Source organism: [Empedobacter] haloabium (genome assembly GCA_008011715.2).
In the GTDB taxonomy this organism is placed as follows: Bacteria; Pseudomonadota; Gammaproteobacteria; order Burkholderiales; family Burkholderiaceae_D; genus Rugamonas; species Rugamonas haloabia.
This window is the reverse complement of record CP136508.1, coordinates 5,391,363-5,415,394: the sequence shown is the minus strand read 5'-3', so window position 1 is coordinate 5,415,394 and position 24,032 is coordinate 5,391,363. Positions and strand designations below refer to the sequence as shown.

The 24,032-nt window shown below is 67.7% G+C and carries 19 protein-coding genes; 12 read left to right on the top strand and 7 right to left on the bottom strand.

The features are described from left to right. Positions 1 to 96: 96 nt before the first annotated feature. The 8 genes from E7V67_023480 (at position 97) to E7V67_023445 (ending at position 10,574) form a co-directional block, all read left to right on the top strand. Positions 97 to 2,271 (top strand): DEAD/DEAH box helicase, encoded by a 2,175-nt coding sequence (locus E7V67_023480; protein WUR12622.1) that lies wholly within the window; start codon positions 97 to 99, stop codon positions 2,269 to 2,271. 204 nt (positions 2,272 to 2,475) lie between these two features. After that, complete coding sequence (locus E7V67_023475) at positions 2,476 to 4,242, top strand: hypothetical protein (protein WUR12621.1); 1,767 nt, start codon at positions 2,476 to 2,478, stop codon at positions 4,240 to 4,242. A gap of 338 nt (positions 4,243 to 4,580) precedes the next feature. Beyond that, positions 4,581 to 6,170, top strand: a complete 1,590-nt coding sequence (locus tag E7V67_023470) for a flavin monoamine oxidase family protein (protein WUR12620.1) — start codon at positions 4,581 to 4,583, stop codon at positions 6,168 to 6,170. After that, positions 6,167 to 6,385 (top strand): cytochrome c, encoded by a 219-nt coding sequence (locus tag E7V67_023465; protein ID WUR12619.1) that lies wholly within the window; start codon positions 6,167 to 6,169, stop codon positions 6,383 to 6,385. The genes E7V67_023470 and E7V67_023465 overlap by 4 nt, the downstream gene beginning before the upstream one ends. Before the next feature lie 14 nt (positions 6,386 to 6,399). Further along, complete coding sequence (locus E7V67_023460; protein ID WUR12618.1) at positions 6,400 to 6,573, top strand: cytochrome c; 174 nt, start codon at positions 6,400 to 6,402, stop codon at positions 6,571 to 6,573. Between the two features lie 9 nt (positions 6,574 to 6,582). Further along, complete coding sequence (locus E7V67_023455) at positions 6,583 to 7,083, top strand: RidA family protein (GenBank protein ID WUR12617.1); 501 nt, start codon at positions 6,583 to 6,585, stop codon at positions 7,081 to 7,083. Between the two features lie 52 nt (positions 7,084 to 7,135). Then, the gene (locus tag E7V67_023450) at positions 7,136 to 9,589 is read left to right on the top strand and encodes a TonB-dependent receptor (protein WUR12616.1); all 2,454 of its coding nucleotides are present in this window, start codon (positions 7,136 to 7,138) and stop codon (positions 9,587 to 9,589) included. 88 nt (positions 9,590 to 9,677) lie between these two features. Then, positions 9,678 to 10,574 (top strand): alpha/beta hydrolase, encoded by an 897-nt coding sequence (locus E7V67_023445; protein ID WUR12615.1) that lies wholly within the window; start codon positions 9,678 to 9,680, stop codon positions 10,572 to 10,574. Here E7V67_023445 and E7V67_023440 read toward each other — a convergent pair whose 3' ends face one another. Further along, the gene (locus E7V67_023440) at positions 10,575 to 10,925 is read right to left on the bottom strand and encodes a nucleotide pyrophosphohydrolase (protein ID WUR12614.1); all 351 of its coding nucleotides are present in this window, start codon (positions 10,923 to 10,925) and stop codon (positions 10,575 to 10,577) included. Then, positions 10,922 to 11,374 (bottom strand): GNAT family N-acetyltransferase, encoded by a 453-nt coding sequence (locus E7V67_023435; GenBank protein ID WUR12613.1) that lies wholly within the window; start codon positions 11,372 to 11,374, stop codon positions 10,922 to 10,924. The genes E7V67_023440 and E7V67_023435 overlap by 4 nt, the downstream gene beginning before the upstream one ends. A gap of 105 nt (positions 11,375 to 11,479) precedes the next feature. Between E7V67_023435 and pepN the strand changes: the two genes are divergently transcribed. Then, positions 11,480 to 14,119: an aminopeptidase N gene (pepN, locus tag E7V67_023430; protein ID WUR12612.1), complete on the top strand. Its 2,640-nt coding sequence runs from the start codon at positions 11,480 to 11,482 to the stop codon at positions 14,117 to 14,119. Between the two features lie 209 nt (positions 14,120 to 14,328). Continuing rightward, a complete protein-coding gene (locus E7V67_023425; protein ID WUR12611.1) occupies positions 14,329 to 15,954 on the top strand; it encodes an oleate hydratase in 1,626 nt (541 codons plus the stop codon). Between the two features lie 88 nt (positions 15,955 to 16,042). Here the strand turns inward: E7V67_023425 and E7V67_023420 are convergent, their stop codons facing one another. Then, positions 16,043 to 17,407 (bottom strand): M28 family peptidase, encoded by a 1,365-nt coding sequence (locus E7V67_023420; protein ID WUR12610.1) that lies wholly within the window; start codon positions 17,405 to 17,407, stop codon positions 16,043 to 16,045. Between the two features lie 109 nt (positions 17,408 to 17,516). On the opposite strand from E7V67_023420, the gene E7V67_023415 reads away from it, so the two are divergent. After that, positions 17,517 to 17,738, top strand: a complete 222-nt coding sequence (locus E7V67_023415; GenBank protein WUR12609.1) for a hypothetical protein — start codon at positions 17,517 to 17,519, stop codon at positions 17,736 to 17,738. A 1-nt stretch (position 17,739) separates the two neighbouring features. On the opposite strand, the gene E7V67_023410 is transcribed toward E7V67_023415, so the two are convergent. The 4 genes from E7V67_023410 to E7V67_023395 all read right to left on the bottom strand — a co-directional run bounded on the left by E7V67_023410 (position 17,740) and on the right by E7V67_023395 (position 21,444). Next, positions 17,740 to 19,122 (bottom strand): hypothetical protein, encoded by a 1,383-nt coding sequence (locus tag E7V67_023410; GenBank protein ID WUR12608.1) that lies wholly within the window; start codon positions 19,120 to 19,122, stop codon positions 17,740 to 17,742. Then, the gene (locus E7V67_023405; protein ID WUR12607.1) at positions 19,119 to 19,823 is read right to left on the bottom strand and encodes a site-2 protease family protein; all 705 of its coding nucleotides are present in this window, start codon (positions 19,821 to 19,823) and stop codon (positions 19,119 to 19,121) included. Before E7V67_023405 ends, E7V67_023410 begins: the two co-directional genes overlap by 4 nt. 2 nt (positions 19,824 to 19,825) lie before the next feature. Next, complete coding sequence (locus tag E7V67_023400; GenBank protein ID WUR12606.1) at positions 19,826 to 20,716, bottom strand: DUF2167 domain-containing protein; 891 nt, start codon at positions 20,714 to 20,716, stop codon at positions 19,826 to 19,828. Positions 20,717 to 20,946: 230 nt separating this feature from the next. Beyond that, entirely contained in the window at positions 20,947 to 21,444 is a 498-nt protein-coding gene (locus E7V67_023395) for a hypothetical protein (GenBank protein ID WUR12605.1), read from the bottom strand. 245 nt (positions 21,445 to 21,689) lie between these two features. On the opposite strand from E7V67_023395, the gene E7V67_023390 reads away from it, so the two are divergent. Beyond that, positions 21,690 to 23,984 carry a diguanylate cyclase gene (locus E7V67_023390; GenBank protein ID WUR12604.1) on the top strand — a complete coding sequence of 765 codons (2,295 nt, stop codon included), beginning with the start codon at positions 21,690 to 21,692 and terminating at the stop codon, positions 23,982 to 23,984. The last annotated feature ends 48 nt before the right edge of the window (positions 23,985 to 24,032 follow it).

Here is a 24,032-nt window from a genome sequence, read left to right as displayed (position 1 = left end):
ACTACGCCCTTTCTGTCGCATGGGGCGATTCGAACAATAGGGAACCTGCACCACCATGAGCCGGCGTCGTTCCCGATAATTCTAGCGAGAGCCGCAATGACTGCAACAACCCAGGAACCCATTCTGTTTACCGATCTCGAGCTCAGCGCACCGCTGATCAAGGCATTGAAGGAGGTCGGCTACGAAGCGCCGTCCCCGATCCAGGCCGCCACCATTCCCCACCTGCTGGCCAACCGCGACGTGCTGGGCCAGGCCCAGACCGGCACGGGCAAGACGGCGGCGTTCGCGCTGCCGATCCTGTCGCGTATCGACATCCGCCAGAGCGCGCCGCAGGCGCTCGTGCTGGCACCCACGCGCGAGCTGGCCATCCAGGTGGCCGAGGCCTTCCAGCGCTATGCCGCCCACATGCCGGGCTTCCACGTGCTGCCGATCTACGGTGGCCAGAGCTACGGCCCGCAGCTGTCGGCGCTGCGTCGCGGCGTGCACGTCGTGGTCGGCACCCCGGGCCGCGTCATCGACCACCTGGACAAGGGTTCGCTCGACCTGTCCAAGCTGAAGACGCTGGTGCTGGACGAGGCGGACGAGATGCTGCGCATGGGCTTTATCGACGACGTCGAGCGCATCCTGCAGGAGACGCCGGAAGACCGCCAGACGGCGCTGTTCTCGGCCACGATGCCGGCGCCGATCCGCCGCATCGCCAACACCTACCTGAACGATCCGAAGGAGGTGACCGTTGCCGCCAAGACGGGCACGGCGGAAAACATCCGCCAGCGCTACTGGCTGGTCTCCGGCATGCACAAGCTGGACGCGCTGACGCGCATCCTGGAAGCCGAGCCGTTCGACGGCATGATCATCTTCAGCCGCACCAAGCTGGGCACGGAAGAGCTGACCGAGCGCCTGCAGGCGCGCGGCTTCTCGGCCGCGGCCATCAACGGCGACATGCAGCAGGCCGCGCGCGAGCGCACCATCGGCCAGCTCAAGGACGGCAAGATCGACATCCTGGTCGCCACCGACGTGGCCGCGCGCGGCCTGGACGTGGAGCGCATCAGCCACGTCGTCAACTACGACGTGCCGTACGACTCGGAAAGCTATACGCACCGCATCGGCCGCACCGGCCGCGCCGGCCGCAGCGGCGAGGCGATCCTGTTCATCACGCCGCGCGAGCGCAACCTCCTGAAATCGATCGAGCGCGCCACGCGCCAGCCGATCAAGCAGATGGAACTGCCCACCCTGCAGGCCGTGAACGACGTGCGCATCGCCCGCTTCAAGGACCAGATCACGGCCACGCTGGCGCAGGGCGGGCTGGAGCAATTCCAGCAGCTGGTCGAGGAATACGAGCAGGAGCACGACGTGCCGGCCACCGAGATCGCCGCCGCCCTGGCGATGATGGCGCGCGGGAACACGCCCCTGCTGCTGGACAAGAAGGCCGAGAAGGGCTGGCACGAGGATGGCGTGCGGCCCGAGCGCGCCGAGCGCGGCGAACGGCCGGAGCGCGAGCGCGCCCCACGCGCCGACCGCCCAGCGCTGCCGAAGAAGGAACGGATCCACCGCGAGCCGGAACCGGGCATGGCGACCTACCGCATCGAAGTGGGCTACGAGGATGGCGTCAAGCCGGGCAATATCGTGGGCGCCATCGCCAACGAGGGTGGCGTCGACTCCAAGCACATCGGCCGCATCGAAATCTTCGAGGACTACACGGTACTGGACATGCCGGCCGACCTGCCGGCCGAGAAGCTGCAACTGCTGACCGGCGTGCGCGTGGCTGGCCGCATGCTGCGCATCCGCCGCGATGGCGAGGCGGCGCCGGAAGCCGCCGCGCCAGCCGAGGCACCGGCGCGCAAGCCGGTCGAGCGCAAGCCGGCCGCCGAGCGCAAGCCGAACCTGGATACCATCGTCGAATCGGCGCTGACGGAAGACGAGGCGCCGCCGAAGAAGAAAAAGGAAAAACCGGGCAAGGCCACGCTGCCGATGCGGCCCTACCGCATCGAGGTGGGCAGCAAGCACGCGGCCACGCCATCGAATATCGTCGGCGCCATCGCCAACGAAAGCGGCCTGGAAGCGCGCTACATCGGCCGCATCGAGATCTTCGACGACTACTCGATGCTGGAAATGCCGGACGGAATGCCGCCGGAGATCTTCCAGCACCTGGGCAAGGTGTGGGTCGGCGGCCAGCAGCTCAAAATCAGCCTGGCCGACGCGATGCCGCCGGAGACGGCCAAACACACGCCGCCGAAGAAGCCCGTGGCCGGCAAGCCGAAGGCGAAGCGCTGAGGTTGAACCCCAAGTGACAGGCACCGATCTCGGGGCCTCCGCCCCGAGATCGGTGCCTGTCACCGGTGCTTCGTGCGACGTCGCGGTGCTTGGTGCACCAACATGGCAAAACGCCCGGCCCCGCGCCGGGCGTTTTGCCGTCCAGGCATTGGCCCGGAACTTGCATAAGCATCTGCATTACCTTCGTCGAGGGGACAGATGCTCATGCGTACACTATTGCGTAACGATTTACTCCAGTACGAGTCGCCGCGCCGGATCGTCCGCATCCTGTGGATCGCGCCGGACCGCGGCAGTGCCTACGTGTTCGACGTCGCGGCGCGCGCCTGCGAGGCCCGGCAGGTGCGCCTGGCCACACTGGAGGACGACGTCGCCGTCGGCCGCGCGAACCGGCTGGCGGAAGACCCGTATCTCGTCGCCGCCGACCAGGCCGCGCTGCCGCCACGGCACGTCGAGCTGCGCGACCGGGCCTGGCAGATCGTGGCCGAGCTGACGGCGCAGGAACCGGGCATCTACCAGGCGCGCCGGCGCGGCCAGCTGATCGCCGCCTACACCGAGCGTCATGGCATCTCGCATCCCACCATCTACCGCTACCTGCGCCGCTATTGGCAGCGCGGCCAGACCCCGAACGCGCTGCTGCCCGACTACGGCAACTCCGGCGCGCGCGGCAAGACGCGCGCGTCCACGGCGGGCATCCAGCGTGGGCGGCCGCGCAAGGACGGCGCGCCGCCCGGCGTCAACGTCAACGAGGCGATGCGGCGCATCTTCCGCGTGGCCGCCACCACCGGCGTGACCTACCAGTCGCGCCGCACGCTGTATGACGCGATGTTGGGCGACTTCTTCTGCCGCCGTGCCATCGATGCGGCCACGGGACGTGTGACCCGCGCGGCGCAGCCCGAGGGCGCGCCCAGCTTCGGCCAGTTCGGCTACTGGCTGGAGCAGGACAAGGTGCTACAGCCGCCGGGGCGGCCGCTGCCGTTGCCGCCGGATGCGGCAGTGGCGCAGAGCGGCAAGCCCGGTGCCGCGTTCCGGCTCGATGCCGTGCGTGCGGACGTGTGCCTGGTCGCCCGCGGCGACCGGGACCGGCTGGTCGGCCGCCCGGTGGTGTACGTGGCCAGCGACATCTTCAGCGGCATGGTCGCCGGCCTGTACATCAGCCTGGAACAGCCGTCCTGGCAGCAGGCCGTGCTGGCTCTGGCTCACTGCGCGGCCGACAAGGCACGCGCCTGCGAGCGGCTGGGACGGCCCATCGCGGCCGCCGACTGGCCGTGCCGCCACCTGCCCGAGCTGCTGGTCGTGCCGGGGGCGCTGCGACCGCTCGACGGCGGCGGCGCGCTGCGCAACAACTTCGGCGTGCGCTGCATCAGCGGCACGCCGGAGAACGAAACGCTGCCGTGGCGTGCGGCGCTGGAACGGCGCTGCGCACTGCTGCCGCTGCAGGCTCCGGCCACCGGTGCCCAGCTGGGCGCGCTGGACGGCGTGCTCGATATCGACCAGTTCTCCCGCCTCGTCATCGATGCGGCGCTCGAGCACAACCTGCTGCCGGCGGCCGCTGGGCCGGCCCCGCTGCAATTGTGGGACTGGGGCATGCGCCAGCGCGGCGCGGCACTGAAGCAGTACCGCGAAGACCTGGTGCACTGCCTGCTGCTGCCGGTGCACGAGGCGCTCGTCACGCCAGAGGGGATTCGCCTGCACGACACATATTACAGCTGCGCGCGCGCCGTCGAGGAACGCTGGTTCGAGCGGGCCCGCCTGCGCGGCCGCTGGACGGTACGCCTGGCCTGCGACCTGGCCAACGTCGACAGCGCCTACCTGCTCGATCCGGCCACGCCATTGCAGTTTCACCGCTGCCACGTGACCGAGCCAGGCAGCGTGCAGCGCCCGCTGGCCGTGATGCCGGCAATGCGGCCCGGGCCGGCGCCGGCCGGCCCGTACGCCAGCTACGCACGCATCGTCGGCGGTTTCGTCAGCTGATCCACAGGTTCCTTCGGTTGGGTGGCATCCACCCTTTCTTCACGCGCCTTCGGGCGCGTTTTTTTTGGCGCCGAGCCCCGCCATGTTTCTCGCGCCACCGTGGTGCAGGGCGGCAAATGGGAGCAGTGGCGAACACAGTTGCGGGCGTCCGCGCACATCGAACAAAGTGCTGACGACGCTTGCCCGCGCCGGGGCCGCGCAGCGCCACGTCATCGCCGTCGCGAAGCGACTTCATTCGTTCGATCGAAATCAGTGCGTTCGAACCGGCCAATGGCACATCGATTGCTTTTGTACCTTCATGCAAGCAAGAGGATTTTCAACCGCCTGGAGGGGCTCTGATGGAAAGTGGAACGGTGGGATCGGTGACGCGGCGCGGCTTCCTGTACCGTGCCGCCGCGGTCGGTGGCACGGGGCTGCTGCTGAACGCGATGAATGCATGGGGCATGGGCATCGCCTCGACGACGGCGACGCCGCCGGTACTGAGCGGCAGCGGCAAGGGCAAGTCCGTCGTCATCCTGGGCGCCGGACTGGCGGGACTGACGGCCGCCTATGAATTGAACAAGCTGGGCTACCGCGTGCAGGTGCTGGAGGCGCGCGCCTTTGCCGGCGGGCGTTGCCAGACGGCGCGCAAGGGCTTCGAGCTGACCGAGCTGGGTGGCGAAACGCAGCGCTGCGCGTTCGACGACGGCCAGTACATCAACCACGGCCCGTGGCGCATCCCGCTGCACCACCAGTCCACGCTGCACTACACGCGCCTGTTCGAGGTGCCGCTCGAGGTGATGGTGAACGATAACGACCACGCCTTCGTCTACCTGGAGAACGGCGGTCCGCTGGCGAAGCAGCGCCTGCGTCCCGCCCAGGTCAAGGCGGACCTGCGCGGCCACGTTGCCGAGCTGCTGGCCAAGTCGGTGCAGGACCACCTGCTCGACAAGCAGCTGTCGGTGGACGACCAGCGCGCGCTGCTGGACTACCTGGCGCACGAGGGACAGCTGAGCGCTGGCGACCTGCGCTACAAGGGCCGCACGGGGCGCGGTTTCGCCGTCAATCCCGGCGCCGGCATGAACCCCGGGCCGGGCACGCCATCCGACCCGCTGGGCTTTTCCGAGCTGCTGGCGGCGGGCGTCGGCAAGGTGTACAGCGCGGTGCAGGACTACCCGATGCAGAACACGATGTTCCAGCCGGTGGGCGGCATGGACCAGATTCCCAAGGCGTTCGAGAAGCGGGTCGGCCGCTTCATCCGCTACCACGCCGAGGTGCAGGCGATCCGCCATGGCGAAAGGAGCGTCATGGTGACGTTCAAGGACAGCGCCAGCGGCAAGGCGCAAACGGTGGCGGCCGACTACTGCCTGTGCACGCTGCCGCTGTCGGTGCTGCGCATGGTCGATACCGATTTTTCCGAGAAGTTCAAGGGCGCCATCAAGGCGGTCGCCTATGCCCCCGTCGGCAAGATCGGCCTGCAGATGAAGCGTCGTTTCTGGGAAGAGGACGACCATATCTACGGCGGCCACGTGCTGACCGACATCCCGGGCATCAACACGATCTCGCTGCCGTCGTCCGGCTGGCAGAAGAAGAAGGGCGTGCTGCTGGGGTATTACAACTATCAGACGGCGGCCATCGAAACCAGCGCGCTCAGCCCCGCCGAGCGGGCCGAATTCGCGCTGGCGGCCGGCGAGAAGATCTTCCCGGCCTACCGCGAGTCGTTCGACAGCGCGTTCTCGGTCGCCTGGCATCGGGTGCAGTACAACCTGGGCGGCTGGGCCGAGTGGACCGACGCAAGCCGCAAGGCCGCTTATCCGCTGCTGCTGGAAGGGGAGGGCCGGGTGCTGCTGGCCGGCGAACACCTGAGCTACCTGACGGGCTGGCAGGCCGGCGCCATCGAATCGGCCTGGCAGCAGCTGGTGCGCCTGCATGAAAGGGCCAGCGCATGAAACGCATCGCAGCCACCCTGGCTTTTGCCGTGTTCGCGATGTCGGCCACCGCCGCCGAGGCGGACGGCAAGGCCGTGTTCCAGAAAAGCTGCGCCGCCTGCCACCAGGCCAGCGGCAAGGGCATCCCGGGCGCGTTCCCGGCGCTGGCCGGCAACGCGTTCTGTATAAGAGACAGGTGCAGGGGCCCGCGCAGGACCCCGCCACTGTGCTGCTGAAGGGGCGCGGCGGCATGCCCGATTTTTCCGCCAGCCTGTCCGATGCCGATATCGCCGCCGTGCTCACGTATGTGCGCTCGAGCTGGGGCAACGGCGCCGGTGCGCTGACCGAGCAGCAGGTGGCCACGCTGCGCGCCGAGCTGAAGGCGACGCAGTTCGCCGCACGCCAATTGTCCAACAAACACTGAAAGGGAATCATGAAAAACACCGCCATCGCCATGACGCTGCTGCTGGCAAGCGCCGGCACCCAGGCCCAGGACATCGTGCGCCACAAGATCCCGGGTTCCGACTTTCCCATCGCGCAGGCGGTCACGCTGCCGCCCAACGCGACGATCCACTTCATCAGCGGGCAGGTGCCGCCGGTGGTCGACAAGGCGGCCCATCCCGACTCGCTGGCCGCCTATGGCGACACCCGGACGCAGACGATGGGCGTGCTCAAGAAAATCGACGAGATCCTGAAATCGATGAACCTGGCAATGGGGGACGTCGTCAAGATGCAGGTGTTCCTGGTGGGCGACCCCGCCAAGGGCGGCCGCGCCGACATCAAGGGCTTCATGGAGGCCTATACCCAGTTCTTCGGCGCCGGCGCCCAGCCCGGGCCGCAGCCCAACCTGCCGGCGCGCGCCGTGATGCAGGTGGCCGGCCTGAATTCGCCCGGCTGGCTGGTGGAGATCGAGGTGGTCGCCGCCAGGAAGTAACGCTGTCCCTGCACCCGTTTCCACTCCGTCAACAAGAATAAAGGACCACGCAATGCACAAGGCCATCCTCACCTCCAGCGCCACCGCGATGCTGCTGCACACCGGGCTCGCCCTGGCCGAACCCGCCGCCGACCCGCAGACGGAGGTGGTCGGCGCCGCCGGCGCGCCCGCCACGGTGGGCGCCGTCATCGTGACCGGCACCCGCGCCAGCGGGCTGAAAGCGGAAAACAGCGCCTCGCCGATCCAGGTCCTGGATGCCGCATCGCTGCAGCGCACCGGCCAGCCGGACCTGATCCAGGCCATCGCGCAGAACATCCCGTCGTTCACGGCGCAGGCGTTCGGCGGCGACACCGCCAACCTGACGCTGTCGGCCCGGCTGCGCGGGCTGTCGCCCAACAACACGCTGGTGCTCGTCAACGGCAAGCGCCGGCACGGCACGGCCAACCTGGCCGTGCTGGGCGGGCCGTACCAGGGTGGCGCGGCGGCCGACCTGAATTACATCCCGGTCGCCGCGATCGACCATATCGAAGTGCTGCAGGACGGCGCCGCCGCGCAGTACGGCACCGATGCGATCGCCGGTGTCGTCAACATCATCCTGAAGTCGAACAACCAGGGCCTGTCCGGCAACGTCAACGGCGGCCGCTATGGCGACGGTGGCGGCAACACCGGCGACGGCACCGCCAACATCGGCTTCGCACCAATGACCAACGCCTTCATCAGCCTGACCGCCGAATCGCGCTACCACGGCTACAGCGACCGAGGCGGCATCGACCCGCGCGTACTCGATCCGGCCAACCTGGCCAGCCAGCCCTTGCTGCAGGCGCCCGGCTACCCATACCTGAACAAGATCTCCGGCGACGCACAGTATCACCTGCACACGCTGGCGCTGAACGCCGGCTACGACATCGACGACGACACCGCGCTGTACGCCTTCGCCACCGCCGGCCGCAAGCACGCCCGCGCCCATGAGAACTACCGCATGCCCAGCCGGCTGCCGGCCGTCTACCCGCTCGGTTTCGATCCGAAGGAAACGATGAAGGAAACCGATTACGCCGTCACCGCCGGGGCGCGCGGCAAGATCGGCGGTGCCTGGCACTGGGAGCTGTCGACCACCTACGGCCGCGACGAGGCCAAGATCGGCGTCGAGGACAGCGCCAACGTCTCGCTGTACAACGACACCGGCGCCACGCCGACCTCGTTCGCCGCCGGCGAGTTCATCGCCAGCCAGTGGACCAACAACTTCGACGTCAGCCGCGAAGTGCGGATGGGCTGGGACAAGCCGTCCACCTTCGCGCTGGGCCTGGAGCACCGCGTCGACCGCTACGAAATCGTCGCCGGCGACCCGGCTTCGCGTTACAAGGAAGGTTCGCAGTCCTATCCCGGCTTCTCGCTGACGGACGCCGGCAAGTACAGCCGCAACAACAAGGCCGTCTACGCCAACTTCATCAGCTTCCCGCTGTCCGGCTTGACGGTCGACCTGGCCGCGCGCTACGAGCACTTCAGCGATTTCGGCAACGCCAAGGTGGGCAAGCTGACCAGCCGCTACGACGTGACGCCGACGTTCGCCGTGCGCGGCACCTACAGCAACGGCTTCCGGGCGCCGACGCTGGCGGAGCAGTACTACTCGGCCACCAACGTCTCGCCCACCAGCGCGTTCGTGCAGCTGGCGCCGAACTCCGCCGGCGCGCGCCTGGTCGGCATCGACGGCCTGAAGCCGGAAGCGTCCACCAACCTGTCGGCGGGGCTGGTGCTGAACCCGGCCAGCAACGTTTCGCTGACCCTGGACGCCTACCAGATCAAGATCCGCGACCGCATCGTCGGCAGCGGCGCGCTGTACGGCTCCGGCGGTGCCGTCAACTCGCCAGCCGTCGTGGCGGCGATCCTCGCCAACGGCAACGTGCTCGATCCCACCGTCAGCGAGACCGGCATCAACATCTTCTCGAACGCCGTCAACACCCGCTCGCGCGGCGTGGAGCTGGTCGCCACCGTCAACAGCAATTACGGCGACCTGGGTCGGGTCGACTGGTCGCTGGCGGCCAACTACAACCAGGTGCGCGTCACGAAGATCAACCAGGCGCCGACCCAGCTGGCGCCGCAAAGCCTGCTGGACAGGACGGCGATCTCGAACCTGGAAACGGCCTCGCCGCGCACCCGCGTCAACCTGGGCGCGTTGTGGAAGCTGGGGCCGTGGACCGTCAACCTGCGCGAAGCGATCTACGGCAAGTCCTACAACCACGAGTCGCCGGACGGCGGCACGTATTTCAAGAACGAGATCAAGACAACGGCCATCACCGACCTGGAGCTGAGCTACAAGGTGAACAACCACTGGACCGTCTCGGCCGGCGCCAACAACCTGTTCAACCAGTACCCCGACCAGGTCAACGCCGACCTGCTGGCCACGTACCGGGCCGACCTGAACAACGCCGCCGTCACGATCTATCCGTCGTTCTCGCCATTCGGCATCAACGGCGGCTATTACTACGCGCGGGCCAGCTTCAAGTTCTGAAGCGACGGTTCGCGCTCGGCACGGCTATTCCCATGCGGGGCAGGGCGCGGTATGCTGCGCTCTGCCCTTTTTCACTGCCGAGGAAGCCATGCGCAAGCCGATCCGCCATTCCCTGCTGGCCGCCGCCGGCACGTTGCTGACCAGCGCCGCCGTGTCAGCGCCGATGTCGCTGCAGGACTACCTGGCCCTGACCGGGCCGCAGCCCGACGCGCACATCGCCTATGGCCCGGCGCCCTCGCAGTTCGTCGAGCTGTTCCGGCCTGCCGGCAACGGGCCATTCCCGGTCGTGGTGTTGATCCACGGTGGCTGCTGGACGGTGGAATTCGGCGGCATCACGCAGATGCGCAACATGGCCGGCGCGCTAAAGGCGCAGGGCATCGCGGTGTGGAACGTGGAGTATCGCCGTCATGACGAAACGGGCGGCGGCTATCCCGGCACCTACCAGGACATCGCCACCGCCATCGACCGCCTGAAGCAGGAGGCGCCGGCGCAACGGCTCGACCTGGCGCGCATCGTGGCCGTCGGCCATTCCGCCGGCGGCCACCTGGCCCAATGGGCCGCGTCGCGCCACCGGCTGCCATCATGGAGCCCGGCGCATGCGCGCGACCCGCTGGCGCTGCCGACGGTGATCAGCCTGGGCGGCCTGGCCGACCTGCGCAATCAGGCGGCGCTGATCAAGAGCAGCTGCGAGCGCGACACGGCGCAGCTGGCGGGCAAGCCGACGGCCGCGCGGCCGGACGTGTTCGCGGACACGTCGCCGGCCGAGATGCTGCCGGCCGCGATCCGCACGGTGCTGATCCACGGCGAGCACGACATCGTCTCGCCGCCGTCCACCGGCACCGCCTATGCTGCCCGCGCCCGCGCCGCCGGTGACGCGGCCGAAGTCATCGTGCTGCCCGGCGCCAGCCATTACGACGAGGTGGCGGCGACGTCGCCGGCCTGGGCGATCGTCGGGCGGGAGATCCGCAAGGCGCTCGGCTTGTAATCAGTATTCGTCGTATTTGCGCGCATCGCCGCGCACCTGCGCCGCGGGGTACTTGGCCGCGTTGAGCGCCAGCTTCTCCAGCGCCGCCGCGTGCAGGTCGACGTCCAGCCGGTCGGCCAGCTGCACCAGGTACAGCAGCACGTCCGCCAGCTCCTGGCGCACGCCCTCGCGCTTGCGCTCGTCCAGTTCGGCGGGCGCGCCCGTGGCCAGCCACTGGAAATGCTCGGCCAGTTCCGCCACCTCCACCGACAAGGCCATCGCCAGGTTCTTCGGCGTATGGAACTGCTGCCAGTCGCGCTCGGCCGCGAAGGCGCGGGTGCGCGCGCGCAGGTCGTGCAGGCTGTCGCTCATGCCAGCGCCTTGGCCATGAAGACGGACAGCGGATCGTCCGGATAATCGCCGAACGGCCCGCGGTGCTTGTAGCCGAGGCGTTCGTACAGGGCCAGCGCTTCCGGCATCGTGGGGCCGGTTTCCAGCATCAGTGAAGTGCAGCCCTCGGCGCGGGCGCGCGCCTCCAGGGTTTCCAGCAGCCGGCGCGCCGCGCCCTGGCCGCGCGCCGCCGGACGCACGTACATGCGCTTGACTTCGCCGTAGGCGGGCGTGACGACGACCGCGGCGCAGCCAAGCGCGGCGCCGTCGTTGGCGCGGGCGACGGCGAACAGCACGTTCGGCTGCGTCAGCGAGGCCACGTCCAGCGCATACACGTTCTCGGCGGGGTAGAGCGAATACAAGTAGTCGTCCAGTTCGGCGATGAGGGCGTGGACGTCCGGCTGGTCGGCGGTTTCAAAGGATATCTGCATAGTTGGACAGGGGCTTTTCAACGATTTATTCGGTGGCTCCGATGGTATCATCCCCGCGCCGCTCACTCGGGGCCGACTGAGGGCAAGCCACCCAAAAGGATAACGATGAAATCGCTGATCTCGCAAGCTGTTGCCCTCGCATTCGGTACCGCCCTGGTGGCGGGCGCGCTGCCCGCGCAGGCAGCCACGCGCCCGGACAACGCCTGGCTGGCGCAGGCCGACGCCGAGGCGCGCGCCGCGCGCGTGTCGAACGTGGAGTACGTGCTCGACTTCACGCTGACGGGCAAGGAAACCTTCGCCGCCACCACCACCTTGCGCTTCGACCTGAAGGACGCCGCCGAGGCGCTGACGGTGGACCTGGACAAGGCCACGATCAAGGCGCTGACCGTGAACGGCAAGACCGTCGCGCCGCAATACAACAACTGGTTCATCACCCTGGCCGCCGCCGACCTGAAGGCGGGCCGCAACGAGGTCGTCGTCAGCTACGAGCGGGCCCACAGCACCAATGGCGAAGGTTTGCACCGCATGGTCGACCCGGTCGATGGCCGCGTCTACACCTACTCGCATTTCGAGCCGGCCGCGGCGCACCAGATGTTCGCGCTGTTCGACCAGCCCGACCTGAAGGCGACCTACCAGGTGAACGTGACGGCGCCGGCCGACTGGGTCGTGGTCTCGACCACGCGCGAATCGTCGGTGCGCGACGCCGACGGCGGCAAGCGCTGGACCTTCCCGGTCACGAAGAAGCTGTCGGCCTATAACTTCTCGCTGCACGCCGGGCCGTACAAGATCTGGGAAGACGGCAGCGCCAAGTACCCGATGCGCCTGTTCGCGCGCCAGTCGGTGGCGGCGCAGATCGACCCGGCCCCATGGTTCACCTACACGAAGCAGGGGCTGGCGTTCTTCGACGAGTATTTCGGCATCCCGTACCAGTTCGACAAATACGACCAGCTGCTGGTGCCGGACTTCCTGTACGGCGCGATGGAAAACGCCGGGGCGATCACGTTCGCCGAAGCACGCTTCCTGCACAAGGACAAGATGACGACCGACCAGCGCCACGCGCTGGCCAGCGTCATCATGCACGAGATGGCGCACCAGTGGTTCGGCGATCTGGTGACGATGCAGTGGTGGAACGGCCTGTGGCTGAACGAGAGCTTCGCCTCCTTCATGGGCACCCTGGGCACCGCCGAAGCGACCGAGTTCAAGAACGCCTGGCAGTATTTTTATTCGAATGCCAAGGCGGGCGCCTATCGCCAGGACGATTCGCCCGGCACGCACCCGATCGAGGTGCCGGTGCCGACGACCGCCAACGCCTTCGACAATATCGATGCGATTACCTACGCCAAGGGCGCCTCGACCCTGAAGCAGTTGCGCCACCTGCTGGGCGAGGAGACGTTCCGCAAGGGCGTGCACAATTACCTCGTCAAGTACCAGTTCCGCAATGCGCGGCTGGTGGACTTCATCGGCAGCCTGGGCGAAGCGGCCGGGCGCGACCTGGGACCCTGGACGCAGCAGTGGCTGTACCAGCCGGGCGTGAACACCATCGCGGCCGAGTACAGCTGCAAGGCCGGCAAGGTCGAGGCGTTCGCGCTGCGCCAAACGGCGCCGCAGGCCTATCCGGTGCTGCGCGAGCAGCGCGTGCAGGTGGCGCTGTTCGATGCGAAGGGCAAGGCGGTCAAGCTGGAGCGCAACGTGCCGGTGACGTACCAGGGCGCGCTTACGGACGTGCCGGCGCTGCACGGCGCGCCATGCCCGGACCTGGTCTACCCGAACTACCAGGACTGGGGCTTCGTCAAGGTCAAGCTGGACGAGCGCTCGTTCGCCACGGCGCGCGGCAATGTCAGCAAGGTCGCCGACCCCCTGCTGCGCGCGATGCTGTGGCAAAGCATGTGGGAGGGCGTGCGCGACGGTGCGCTCCCCCTGAACGAATTCCTGCAGACGGCGCTGAACAACGCGCCGCGCGAGACGGATTACGCCCTGCTGGGCAATGTGCTGGACAAGGTGCGTGGCGGGCACGCCTACCTGCAGCGCATGGCGCCGCGGGCGGCCTACACGCGCAAGACCACGCAGGCGCTGGAGGACATGGCGTGGCAGGGCGTGCGCAGCGGCACCGACGCCAATTTCAAGCGCCGCTGGCTGACGGCCTACATCGACCTGGCCGGCAGCCCGGAAGCGCTGGCCCGCCTGGCCGGCCTCCTGGCCGGCCGCGGCGTGCCGCAGGGCGTGACGGTCAGCCAGGACGTGCGCTGGACGATCGTGCGCAAGCTGGTCGAACGCGACGCCCCGGGCAGCACCGCGCTGCTGGCGGCGGAGCAGCAGCGCGACAAGTCGGACACCGGGGCCGCCGCCGCGCTGGCGGCCAGCGTGGTGCGGCCGGACCCGCAGGTCAAGACCGAGTGGCTGGGCCAGATCGGCGATCCGCGCACCAAGCTGCCGTTCGGGCGCATCCGCACCGCGATGGAAAACCTGTACCCGGCGTCGCAGGCGGAACTGGCCGAACAGACGGCCGAGCGCCGCCTGGCCCAACTGCCGGAGCTGGACAAGAGCACCGGCCCTGTCTTCATGCGTGCCTATGCGGCCAGCCTGATTCCGGCGGCCTGCACGCCGCACAGCGTGCAGCGGCTGGCCGATGCCGCGGCAAAGTACACGACCTTGTCGGCCGGCGCCCGCCGCACGCTGCTGGCCCAGCACGACGAGGACCGCCGCTGCGTGGCGATCCGGCAGGCGCTGACCGTGCCGCTGGAGTAATAAACCCGGTGGTGACAGGCACCTATCTGCGGGTCGGAGACCCGCAGATAGGTGCCTGTCACCAGGGGTCTCGTCTGCTCACCCGAGCACCCCCTCTAGTTTTACCCCAGGCGTTTTGATCTGGATCAATGTTGACCCAACGACACGATCGGTAGCATCGACCTGTCCCTGGCCAAGCCAGGCAGTCCACCGAACGAAAGAGGTCCAGCATGAAAGCGCCACTCCTGAACAAGAACATCGACCCCGCCAGCGTGCAACTGTGGATCGTCGGCGGCGGTATCGCCGGCATGTCCGTGGCGGCGTTCGCGATCCGCGACGGCAAGGTGCCCGCTAAGAACATCCACATCCTCGAAGAGACCGCGCTGCCCGGCGGCTCGCTCGATGGCGCGGCCGCGCCGCTGCAACCGAAGCAGCACGCCTGGGTCACGCGCGGCGGCCGCATGCTGACCGACGAAACCTATCTGTGCCTGTGGGACCTGTTCGCCACGATCCCGGCGCGCGGCGATGCATCGATCTCGGTGCGCGAGGAATGCCGCCGCTTCAACGAGGAAGTGCGCACGCATGCGCAGGCGCGGCTGATCGACCGCGCCCACCAGGTCGTGGACGCCGCGCAGCTGGGCTTTTCGATCGCCAACCGGGCCCAGATGCTGCGCCTGCTGGCGCTGCCGGAAGCGCTGATCGGCAGCCGCCGCATCGACGAGTTCTTCGACGAGCATTTCTTCCAGACGAATTTCTGGCGCATGTGGCGCACCACGTTCGCGTTCCAGAAGTGGCACAGCGCGGTGGAACTGCGCCGCTACTTCCTGCGCTTCGTGCAGGAGTTCCCCCGTATTCACACGCTGGCCGGCGTCAAGCGCACTGTGTACAACCAGTACGACTCGCTGGTGGTGCCGCTGCAGCGCTGGTTGACGGCGCAGGGTGTGGACGTACGCTTCGGCACCCGCGTGGTCGATGCCGACTTCGCCACCGACGTGAACGGCATGCGGCGCGCCACGCGCCTGGCCATCGAGACGGCGGCGGGCAGCGGCGCGATCGAGCTGGGCGCCGGCGACCTGGCATTCTTCACGCTGGGATCGATCACATCCGATTCCACTTATGGCGGCAACGACAGCGTGCCGGAACTGATCCGCGACCGGCGCGATCACGGCTGGTCGCTGTGGCAGAACATCGCGCGCAAGGCGCCCGACTTCGGCCGGCCCGCCGCGTTCTACGGCAACGTCGACGAGCACAAGTGGGAGTCGTTCACCTTGACGATGCGCGACGACGTGCTGCTGCGCCGTATCGAGGCCTACACCGGCAACGCCCCCGGCACCGGCGCGCTGATGACGTGGTTCGAATCGGGCTGGCACCTGTCGATCGTCGTGCCGCACCAGCCGCACTTCCCCGACCTGCCGCAGGGCTGGACCACGCTGTGGGGGTATGGCTTCGAGATCGACAACGACGGCGACTACGTGAAGAAGCCGATGAGCGCAGCGACGGGCCGCGAAATCCTGACGGAGCTGGTGCGCCAGCTGGGCTGCGACGACATCCTGGAGCACGTGCTGGAAACGACCGACGTCACCACCGTGATGCTGCCGTATGCCTCCGCGCTGTTCGCCTGCCGCGCGCCCGGCGACCGTCCGGCCGTGCTGCCGCGCGGCACGGAGAACTTCGCCTTCCTGGGCCAGTTCGTCGAGATGGAGGAAGATGTGGTGTTTACGGTGGAGTATTCGGTGCGCTGCGCGATGCTGGCGACTTACGCGCTGCTGGGCATCGAGCGCGAGATTCCGGACATCTACCACGGCCTGCTTGACCCGAAGGTCGGGCTGGCGGCCGTGGAGGTGGCGCTGCGCTGAAGGGAACGCAGGCGAGACCCATGGTGACAGGCACCGATCCGCGGGCCGCAAGGCCCGCGGATCGGTGCCTGTCACCTGCGGGTTTCTTTCAACGCTGCGGCAAGGGATAAGTGGCCGGGCTGACGTTGCCGTCCTTGTCCACGGCCTGCACGCCGAAGAACACATTATCCTTCGACAGCTCGCTGCGGAACGACGTGACGTTGCCGACGAACTTGGCGCCCTGCCAATTGGCCGCCGTGGTCTCGCGCCACACCACGCGGTAGCCGGCCAGGTCCGGCTCCGCATTGGCGGCCCAGGCCAGGTCGGTCTTGTTGTCCAGCTTTGCCGTCAGCACCTTGACGTCGCGCGGTGCGGCCGGGGCCAGCGCCAGCGACGCCAGGGCGGCGGCATTGACGCGCGCCACCTGCGCCGTGTAGTCGGTGTCGACGAACTTGAGCAGGTCGCCGTACTCCGTGCCGCCTTCCTTGCGCAGGTCCTGGTGCTGGTGGCGGAAATCCTCGGCCGGCTCGGTGAAGCGCAGCGCCGCGTAGCCCTGTTCCAGGAACGGGATATGGTCGCCACCGCGCAGGTAGCGGTCGCGCCGCTGGATCACCGTGACCTTGAAGTTCTTCACGTAGCGCTCGCCCGTCTCCTTGACGTGGCGCGCCAGCTGGCGCGACGGCGAATCGTTCTCGCCGCCGGTCTGGATCAAGGTGCGCAGCGCGTCCGGCACTTCCTTCAGGGCCGGGATGCCTTCGGCGAACAGGCGCACCTGCTTGTTGTCGCGCTTGCCGTCCTCGTTGACCGAGCTGCCGATGATGTCGTTGGTGAACATGCCGGCGACGTCGACGTTGTTCTTGCGTGCCTGCTCGGCCCAGTGGCCGGCGCCGAACAGCCCTTGCTCTTCCGCCGCCACGGCCATGAAGACCAGGGTTGCGTCGAACTGGCGCTTGGCCATCACGCAGGCCATTTCCATCACGGCGGCCGTGCCGGAGGCGTCGTCGTTGGCGCCCGGCGCGTCGCTGGTGTAGTCCATCACGTCCGTCACGCGCGAATCGTAGTGGCCGGACACCACGTAGACCCGGTCCTTCGATTGTGCCTGGCTGCCGGGCAGGGTGGCCACGACGTTGACGATCTCGGTCGGCTTCGACAGGCGCGGCGCGACCGGATGCAGGTGGCTGTCGAACGTCACCTGCAGCTTGCCGGCGCCGCAGCGCTCCAGTTCCGCCTTGATCCAGCGCCGCGCGGCGCCGATGCCGCGCGTTTCCGATTCGGTTTCCGACATCGTGTGGCGGGTGCCGAAGCCGACCAGCTTTTCGATGTAGCCGTGGATGCGTTGCGGCGAGATCTCGCGCACGATGGCGTCGATCCCGGCCTGGCGCTTGGGAAGGCCGGCATCGGCGGGTGCCGCCGCGGCCATCGCGCAGGCGGACAGAAGGACGGCGGCTGCCGCGGGCTGCATGAAGCGGGACATGGGTTTCCTTATGCGGTGAATGGCGACGCCAAGCATACCGCAAGAGCCGCCATCCCTGCGCACTGCGCTAGAATGCCCGGTTCGATCCCTACCGCGAGCGCAAACCGCCATGACCTACGAAGAATACCTGGACGAAGTCACCACGCTGATCTTCGAGAAATACAACGTGACAGAGAAGCAGGCGATCACGCTGGTGATGCGGGCGCAGGACGCGGACTTCTTCGTGCGCCACGACGACGACGAGAAGCTGCGCAACGTCGACCAGGCCCACGCCGACGCCAAGGCGATCTACACGGCCGCGCAGGCGGCGCAGCCGGCGCGGCGCAAATAGATCAGTTGTCGCGCATCGGCGGCGGCGCCGGGTAGCGCGCCAGGGTACTGACGCGCGTTCCGCCGCCTTCCTCGGCCACGATGGCGACGGCGATGGTCGGCAGCACGAACATCGCGCCGGTTTCGGGACGCCAGCGCAGCGCTCCCTCCAGCGAGTAGTCCAGCTTGTGGCGCCAGCCCAGCCGCTCGCCCAGTTGCGCCGCGCAGTCGGGATTGCCGTATTCGGTGCGGGGACATTCGTCCACCCGTACGAACGGCAGCTTGCGTTCGCGCAGCCGCCGCGTGAACGTGGCGACGACCTGCTCCGCGCTGGCGTCGACGTAGAGGTAATAGCCGGTGCCGCCGTAGCCGATCCGGCTGGCGATCAGCGCCGTGACCGGCGCGCCGAACGCACGCATGCCCTGCGGTGGCGCGTAGCTGTAGGGCGGCACGTAGCCGTCCTTGAACAGGGTAGGCAGCTCGCCTGCCTGCAGCAGGCGCCAGCCCGGTTCGCAGCTGGCGTTATCGGTGGCGAAGCAGCGGCGGTAGCCCGCCGGCACGTCGAGGAACACGTCCTCCGCCGCCACGCCCTTGCCCTGCGGCGCGGCCGTGACGGGCGCCGCGTTCCACTTGCCCTGTGCGTTCTTCGTCCAGGCGAACGAGGATTGGAACCAGCGCAGCAGCGGTGTATGCGGGCTCAGGTCATGCGCCGAAGCAGTCGTCGGCGTCACCGGCAGCGGCACCGGTTCGCGCTTGGTACCGTCAGCATCGACGACCAGGATGGCGCCCGGTTCCTTGCGCGAATCCGCGTAGGCGTAGGCGCTGCCGTCCGGCGCCGTGCCGGCCAACTGGCCGATATGACCGGTGCAGCAGTCGAGGCCCGCGGGCAGCTTCTGTACGCGCAGCGGAAAGCCGGACAGCAGCACGCCGCCATTGCTGGGGAAGTAGCGCACGCCCGGCGCGATCGGGTAGCCATGGTAGTAGCCGTCCTCGCCGTCATGGCTGTACAGCCCGAGATCGACGGTATCGAACGCCGCCTTGCCGCCATGCTCGGACAGCACCTGCAGCTTGCCGTCGCCCAGCGGCACCGGCCAGACCAGCGCCGGCCGGCCAAAGCCGCGCAACGGCTCGACCCGTTCCACCTTCTTGACCAGCACCTTGTCGCGGTACAGGATGCGCTGGTAGTCCAGCTGCGCGCCGAACAGATAGCCGCAGCATGTGCTGTAGTCGATGTCGAGCAGGGTGAACGGGCCTTCCTGCGACACCTTGCGCACGCTTTCGTCACCCTTCAGGAAGCGGGCGTATGGCCCGCTGGGCGGCGTGGCGGGTGCGCCGCAGGCCACCAGGGCCAGGGCCAGCGCCAGGGCCGTGAGGTACTTCGGCAGGCCGGTACGTCGTGTCATCATGTGCGGATCATGTCGTGAATGCTGTAGCTCATCACGGCCAGGAAGGCGACCAGGCCCAAGTACAGCACGCCGTAGTTGACGCGGGTTTCCAGCTTGACGTCATAGTAGGCCGGCGTCGGGCCCGGGTCGCCGCGCCAGGCCGCCTTCAGCTGCGGGATCGCCAGCAGGCCGACCAGGATCAGCATCGGGCTGGGCCGGTAGAAGAACAGCGCCGCCAGCAGCGGCACGCCCAGCAGCCATACCTTGGGGGAGACGATGGCCGTGATGCGGCCGCCGTCCAGCGGCATCAAGGGGATCAGGTTGATCAGGTTCAGCATGCAGCCGGAGTAGGCCAGCGCCAGCAGCAGCTGGCTGTCGTTGTCGCGCGCGGCGAAATAGCAGGCCATCGCCGCCAGCGTGCCGGCCAGCGGGCCGGCGATGCCGATATAGGCTTCCGTTTCCACGTCATGCGGCAAGTCCTCCAGCGCGACCCAGGCGCCGACGAAGGGGATGAACGCGGGCGTGCCCACCTTCAGGCCGCGGTTGCGCGCGGCCACGTAGTGCCCCATCTCGTGCACGAACAGCAGCAGCACAAAGCCGGCGGCATAGCGCCAGCCGAACACCCAGCTGTAGACGACCAGCGACAACAGCATCGTGCCGCCCGTCGTCAGCAGCTTGCCCATCTTGCCGGCCGCGAACAGCCACAGGAGCAGCTTGGCCATCGTCAGGACTTGGACAGGTCCACTTTGCGCTTGCGGCCGAGCAGCTTGGCGATGCCGACACCGAGCGCGCCGAGGCCCACGATGATCAGCTTCTTGAAGGCCAACAGCACGGCGAACAGCTTGCCGAACAGGCCCAGCTTGGCCGCGGCGCCGCCGGCGATCAGGGCCGCCAGGCCGTATTCCGCCACCTTGTCGGTCTTCTCGTCGAAGTCGGCATAGCGGTTGCCCGGCGTGAAATCGGAGAACGCCGTCACGGTCTTCATCTCCTTGCGGATCTGGCCGATCTGATCCATGCTCGCCACCGCATTGAGTACCAGGACGCCTTCGCGGCCCAGCACGCGGATGTTGTAGTTCAGGCCGTTTTCCTTGTCGCCTTCCGAGTGCAGTTCCTTGGCCCAGTAGAGCTTGTGGCTGGCCTTGTCGTAATGCGGCGCCTCGGCCCAGCCTACCAGCGTCATCGCCTGGTAGCCCTGTTTCTTGCGGTCCTCGTTGGCTTCCTGCATCGATTCCTGCATCGACTTCAGCAGTTCGTCGTACTTGATGTTGTCCGCATCGTCGTCCTTGACGTGGCCTTCCTTCTCATAGGTGACGACCACGCCCCAGCCTTCGCGCGTCAGCGGATTGACGGCCGTGGGCACGATCATGCCCAGCGTCTCGATGCCGGGCGGATTGCCCCAGCCTTCCGACAGCAGGCGGCCCGCGTCGGCCGGCGGCAGATAGCGGAAACCGGCCGGCAGGTCCAGCGTGGCGATGCCGCCGGGCAGGGCGATTTTCCCTTCCTGGAATTTCAGCGAGGCCAGCAGTTGTTGCGGCGTCGTGTCGCCGGCCTGGACCGGGGAAGCGGCCAGCAACAGGCTGAACACCGCGCAGAGGAGGGAGCGGAAGAGGATCATGATAGTTTGACAATAAAATGCCCGCGATTCCGCTGGCGAAGGTTCGAACGTTCGCGCCGGACGCAGGTCGAATGGAAGTGGATCCGCGATTTTACGCAACAGTTGCCGCCATATTCTCGCCAAATGTCACATTCGACAAATAATGAGGGAGGCGGCGGGTGAAAAAAAGGCCGGGTCTGGACCCGGCCTTGGCTGTCAGCGATCGCGCAAGGGCGCCGCTGCCGCGTACATCAGAGCGGCGCGCCGGCGACGGCGCGGCCCGGCACAGCGGCCTGCGGCGCCGTCTCGGTCGCGGTAGTGCGTGCCGCCGGCGCGGCGGCTGGTGCCACCGGAGCTGCCGGGGTGCCGATCGGACGCAGCGCCACTGCCACCGTGTTCGGGTAGTCGAAACCGGCGCCGGTCTGGCGGTCGACCACATAACCGATCACGCCGCCCACGATGATGTTGCCCCAGACGTTCACATTGGCGGACGATTCCAGGCTCGAGTTGCCGATCAGCGTGTCCTGCTTGCAGTTGATCACCAGTGCGGCCGTGCTCTTGTTGACGGTGGCGGTGCCGGGTGTCGTGACGGTCCAGTTGCCGGCGTCGTTCGACAGCGTGCAGCTGACGCCGGCGATTTCCTTGTTCTCGAACGTGGTCGTAACGGTCAGCGGCTGGGCCTTGTTGCCGGTAATGGAGGCGCAGCCGGTCAGTGCGAGTGCGGCAGCCGCGATGATCAGGTTTTTCATGATTTCCCTTGGTGGAGTGTGATTATATGCCTTGAGGCAATTTTTGTGATGTTTGCGCAATATTCTACAGATAGTGTGTCTGAGCAAATCTCTCCAAATGTCACATTCGGCAAATATATGTTGCAGCGCGGCATAGCGATCCTGTCGGCACGAAGAACGCGACGCCGCGCCATCCCGCACAAAAAGCGCGTAGCCTCCACGAGACGACCGAAACGGAAAGCCGGTCTTGCAATGGTGGAGATTCGATGGCGTCGTTTGCAGAATTCATCAGGATCACGGCCGGCCGCATGGGCGTGCCCGCGCTGGTGTTTGCCGCCGGGCTGGCACTGTCGGGTTACGCCTGCCAGTGGTATTGGCAGCGCAGCGAAGCCCATCAGCTCGACCAGCTGGGGGATGCCGCTGCCCAGTACGAATCGCTGCTGCGCCAGCGGCTGGAACAATACGTCAGCGCGACACGGGCGCTGGCGGCGTTCTTCAGCGCTTCGTACGCCATCTCGCCCGAGGAATTCGACAATTACATCAAGGCCAGCCGCGTGTTCGACCGGCTGGAGGGCATGAGTTCGTTCGGGTACCTGCCGCGCGTTCCGGCGGCACGGCTGGCCGCTTTCGAGGCCGAAACGGCACACACGTTCCCCGGCTATCAAGTGATCGAGCCACGTAGCGGTGCCAGCGACTACTATCCGCTGCTGTACGGCCAGCATGCGCTCGATCCGTTACGGGTGGGGCGCCTGCGGGGCATCGATTTCGGGGCCGTGCCGGCGCGCTGGCGCGCGATGCAGCGGGCCGCCGCGACCGACGAGCCGGTCGCCACCGAACTGCACACCGCCTTGCGCGACCCCGGCCAGCGTCCCGTGGTGCTGATCTTCGCGCCGGTGCGCAAGCCGCCCGCGGCGGCCGCACGCGGCGAGCCGGGAGCCCTGGGCGGCTTCATCTTTTCGGCCCTGTACGTGCGGCAGTTGTTCGGAACCTTCGACGACGGCCGGCTCGCGCAGCAGTTCGACCTCGAGGTGTTCGACGGCAACGTCTCCGCCGCTAACTTGGTGTTCGATGGCGACGGCGCCGGGCATGCGCTGCAAACGGACCGCAGCCACGTGCTGGCGCACCGGGCCGCGTTGCGCTTCGGCGAGCGTACCTGGCTGATGTATTTCTATGCCAAGCGCACGCAACTGGCGGCGGATGCGTTGAACGAGGCGGCCCTGGTATTCGCCGTCGGCATGCTGTTGACGCTGATCGCCAGCTACGCGGCGGTGGCCTGGCCGCGCTACGCGTCGGGCAAGCGCGCGGTACGCGACTTCAGCGAACGCTTTGCCGGCTTTTTCGAACACCATCCCTTTGCCGTGTTCGCGCTCGATCCGCAGCGCCGTTTCCTGCAGGCGAACCAGCAAATGGCGCGCGAACTGGGGGTGCGACGCGAAGCGCTGTCCGGCATGCCGGTCGAGCAGTTCATCGCCGGGCCGGACCGGCAGGCCATGGCGCGCTCTCTCGATGAGGTTCTGGCCGGCAATACTGTCGCGACCACGCACCAGGTGGAAAGCGCGGATGGACGGCGCTCCGACCTGTCGGTCGTCCTGATTCCGATGAGCGCGGGCGACACGATCAGCCACGTGCTGGGCTTCGCCGAGAACATCACGGATCGCAAGCGGGCCGAGGCCGCGCTGCATGCGTCGCGCCAGATGTTGCAGGCGATCCTCGACAATATCCCGCAGAGCGTGTTCTGGAAAGACGTCGACAGCGTCTACCAGGGCGGCAACCGCTCGCTGCTGCAGGCGGCCGGCCTGCACAGCGTGGACCAGCTGGTCGGCAAGACCGACGCCGACCTGCGCTGGAAAGACATGGCCGACTACTACCGGCGGGTGGACCTGGAGGTCATCCGCTCCGGCGTGCCACGCATGCGCATGCAGGCGCGCGACGTGCGCCACGACGGCGAAGCGTGCTGGATCGAGACCAGCAAAATCCCGCTGAAGGACGACCGGGGCCAGGTGATGGGCGTACTGGCCGTCACCGAAGACATCACGGCGCGCAAATACATGGAAGAGGAGCTGTTCCGCCGCGCCAATTTCGACACGCTGACGGGGCTGCCGAACCGGGGCTACTTCAACAACCAGCTGGAGGAAGCCGTGAAACGCGCGCAGCGGCACCACGGCCTGGCGCTGATGTACTTCGACATCGACCGCTTCAAGCAGATCAACGATACCCACGGCCATGACGTGGGCGACAGCGTCATCCGCCTGTTCGCCCAGCGCATCCGCTCGGTACTGCGCGAGGCGGACTTCATCGCGCGCCTGGGCGGCGACGAGTTCGTGCTGATCGCCGAGGGCCTGAACGAAGCTGGCGACGCCGTCGTCATCGCCCAGAAGCTGGTGGCCGCGATGGCGGCGCCGTTCGACCTGGCGGGGGCGCCGCTGCCGGTCACGACCAGCATCGGCGTCGCCTGGTTCGAAGCCGGGATGACGCCGGAGGCGCTCGTCAAGGCGGCCGACCAGGCGATGTACGATGCCAAGCGGGCGGGGCGCAATTGTTTTCGGGTGGCGCACCAGTGAGGGCGGTCCTGCAGAGGTCAAAGCATCATTTACCGTGAACGGCTTGAA

What these genes read in the sequence shown, in the direction of transcription:
- E7V67_023475 (WUR12621.1), top strand. Translation starts at nt 2,476, where the DNA reads ATGCGTACACTATTGCGTAACGATTTACTCCAGTACGAGTCGCCGCGC.
- E7V67_023390 (WUR12604.1), top strand. Translation starts at nt 21,690, where the DNA reads ATGGCGTCGTTTGCAGAATTCATCAGGATCACGGCCGGCCGCATGGGC.
- E7V67_023465 (WUR12619.1), top strand. Translation starts at nt 6,167, where the DNA reads ATGAAACGCATCGCAGCCACCCTGGCTTTTGCCGTGTTCGCGATGTCG.
- E7V67_023460 (WUR12618.1), top strand. Translation starts at nt 6,400, where the DNA reads ATGCCCGATTTTTCCGCCAGCCTGTCCGATGCCGATATCGCCGCCGTG.
- E7V67_023445 (WUR12615.1), top strand. Translation starts at nt 9,678, where the DNA reads ATGCGCAAGCCGATCCGCCATTCCCTGCTGGCCGCCGCCGGCACGTTG.
- E7V67_023410 (WUR12608.1), bottom strand. Translation starts at nt 19,122, where the DNA reads ATGATGACACGACGTACCGGCCTGCCGAAGTACCTCACGGCCCTGGCG.
- E7V67_023450 (WUR12616.1), top strand. Translation starts at nt 7,136, where the DNA reads ATGCACAAGGCCATCCTCACCTCCAGCGCCACCGCGATGCTGCTGCAC.
- E7V67_023425 (WUR12611.1), top strand. Translation starts at nt 14,329, where the DNA reads ATGAAAGCGCCACTCCTGAACAAGAACATCGACCCCGCCAGCGTGCAA.
- E7V67_023435 (WUR12613.1), bottom strand. Translation starts at nt 11,374, where the DNA reads ATGCAGATATCCTTTGAAACCGCCGACCAGCCGGACGTCCACGCCCTC.
- E7V67_023455 (WUR12617.1), top strand. Translation starts at nt 6,583, where the DNA reads ATGAAAAACACCGCCATCGCCATGACGCTGCTGCTGGCAAGCGCCGGC.
- E7V67_023470 (WUR12620.1), top strand. Translation starts at nt 4,581, where the DNA reads ATGGAAAGTGGAACGGTGGGATCGGTGACGCGGCGCGGCTTCCTGTAC.
- E7V67_023415 (WUR12609.1), top strand. Translation starts at nt 17,517, where the DNA reads ATGACCTACGAAGAATACCTGGACGAAGTCACCACGCTGATCTTCGAG.
- pepN (WUR12612.1), top strand. Translation starts at nt 11,480, where the DNA reads ATGAAATCGCTGATCTCGCAAGCTGTTGCCCTCGCATTCGGTACCGCC.
- E7V67_023440 (WUR12614.1), bottom strand. Translation starts at nt 10,925, where the DNA reads ATGAGCGACAGCCTGCACGACCTGCGCGCGCGCACCCGCGCCTTCGCG.
- E7V67_023480 (WUR12622.1), top strand. Translation starts at nt 97, where the DNA reads ATGACTGCAACAACCCAGGAACCCATTCTGTTTACCGATCTCGAGCTC.
- E7V67_023420 (WUR12610.1), bottom strand. Translation starts at nt 17,407, where the DNA reads ATGTCCCGCTTCATGCAGCCCGCGGCAGCCGCCGTCCTTCTGTCCGCC.
- E7V67_023405 (WUR12607.1), bottom strand. Translation starts at nt 19,823, where the DNA reads ATGGCCAAGCTGCTCCTGTGGCTGTTCGCGGCCGGCAAGATGGGCAAG.
- E7V67_023395 (WUR12605.1), bottom strand. Translation starts at nt 21,444, where the DNA reads ATGAAAAACCTGATCATCGCGGCTGCCGCACTCGCACTGACCGGCTGC.
- E7V67_023400 (WUR12606.1), bottom strand. Translation starts at nt 20,716, where the DNA reads ATGATCCTCTTCCGCTCCCTCCTCTGCGCGGTGTTCAGCCTGTTGCTG.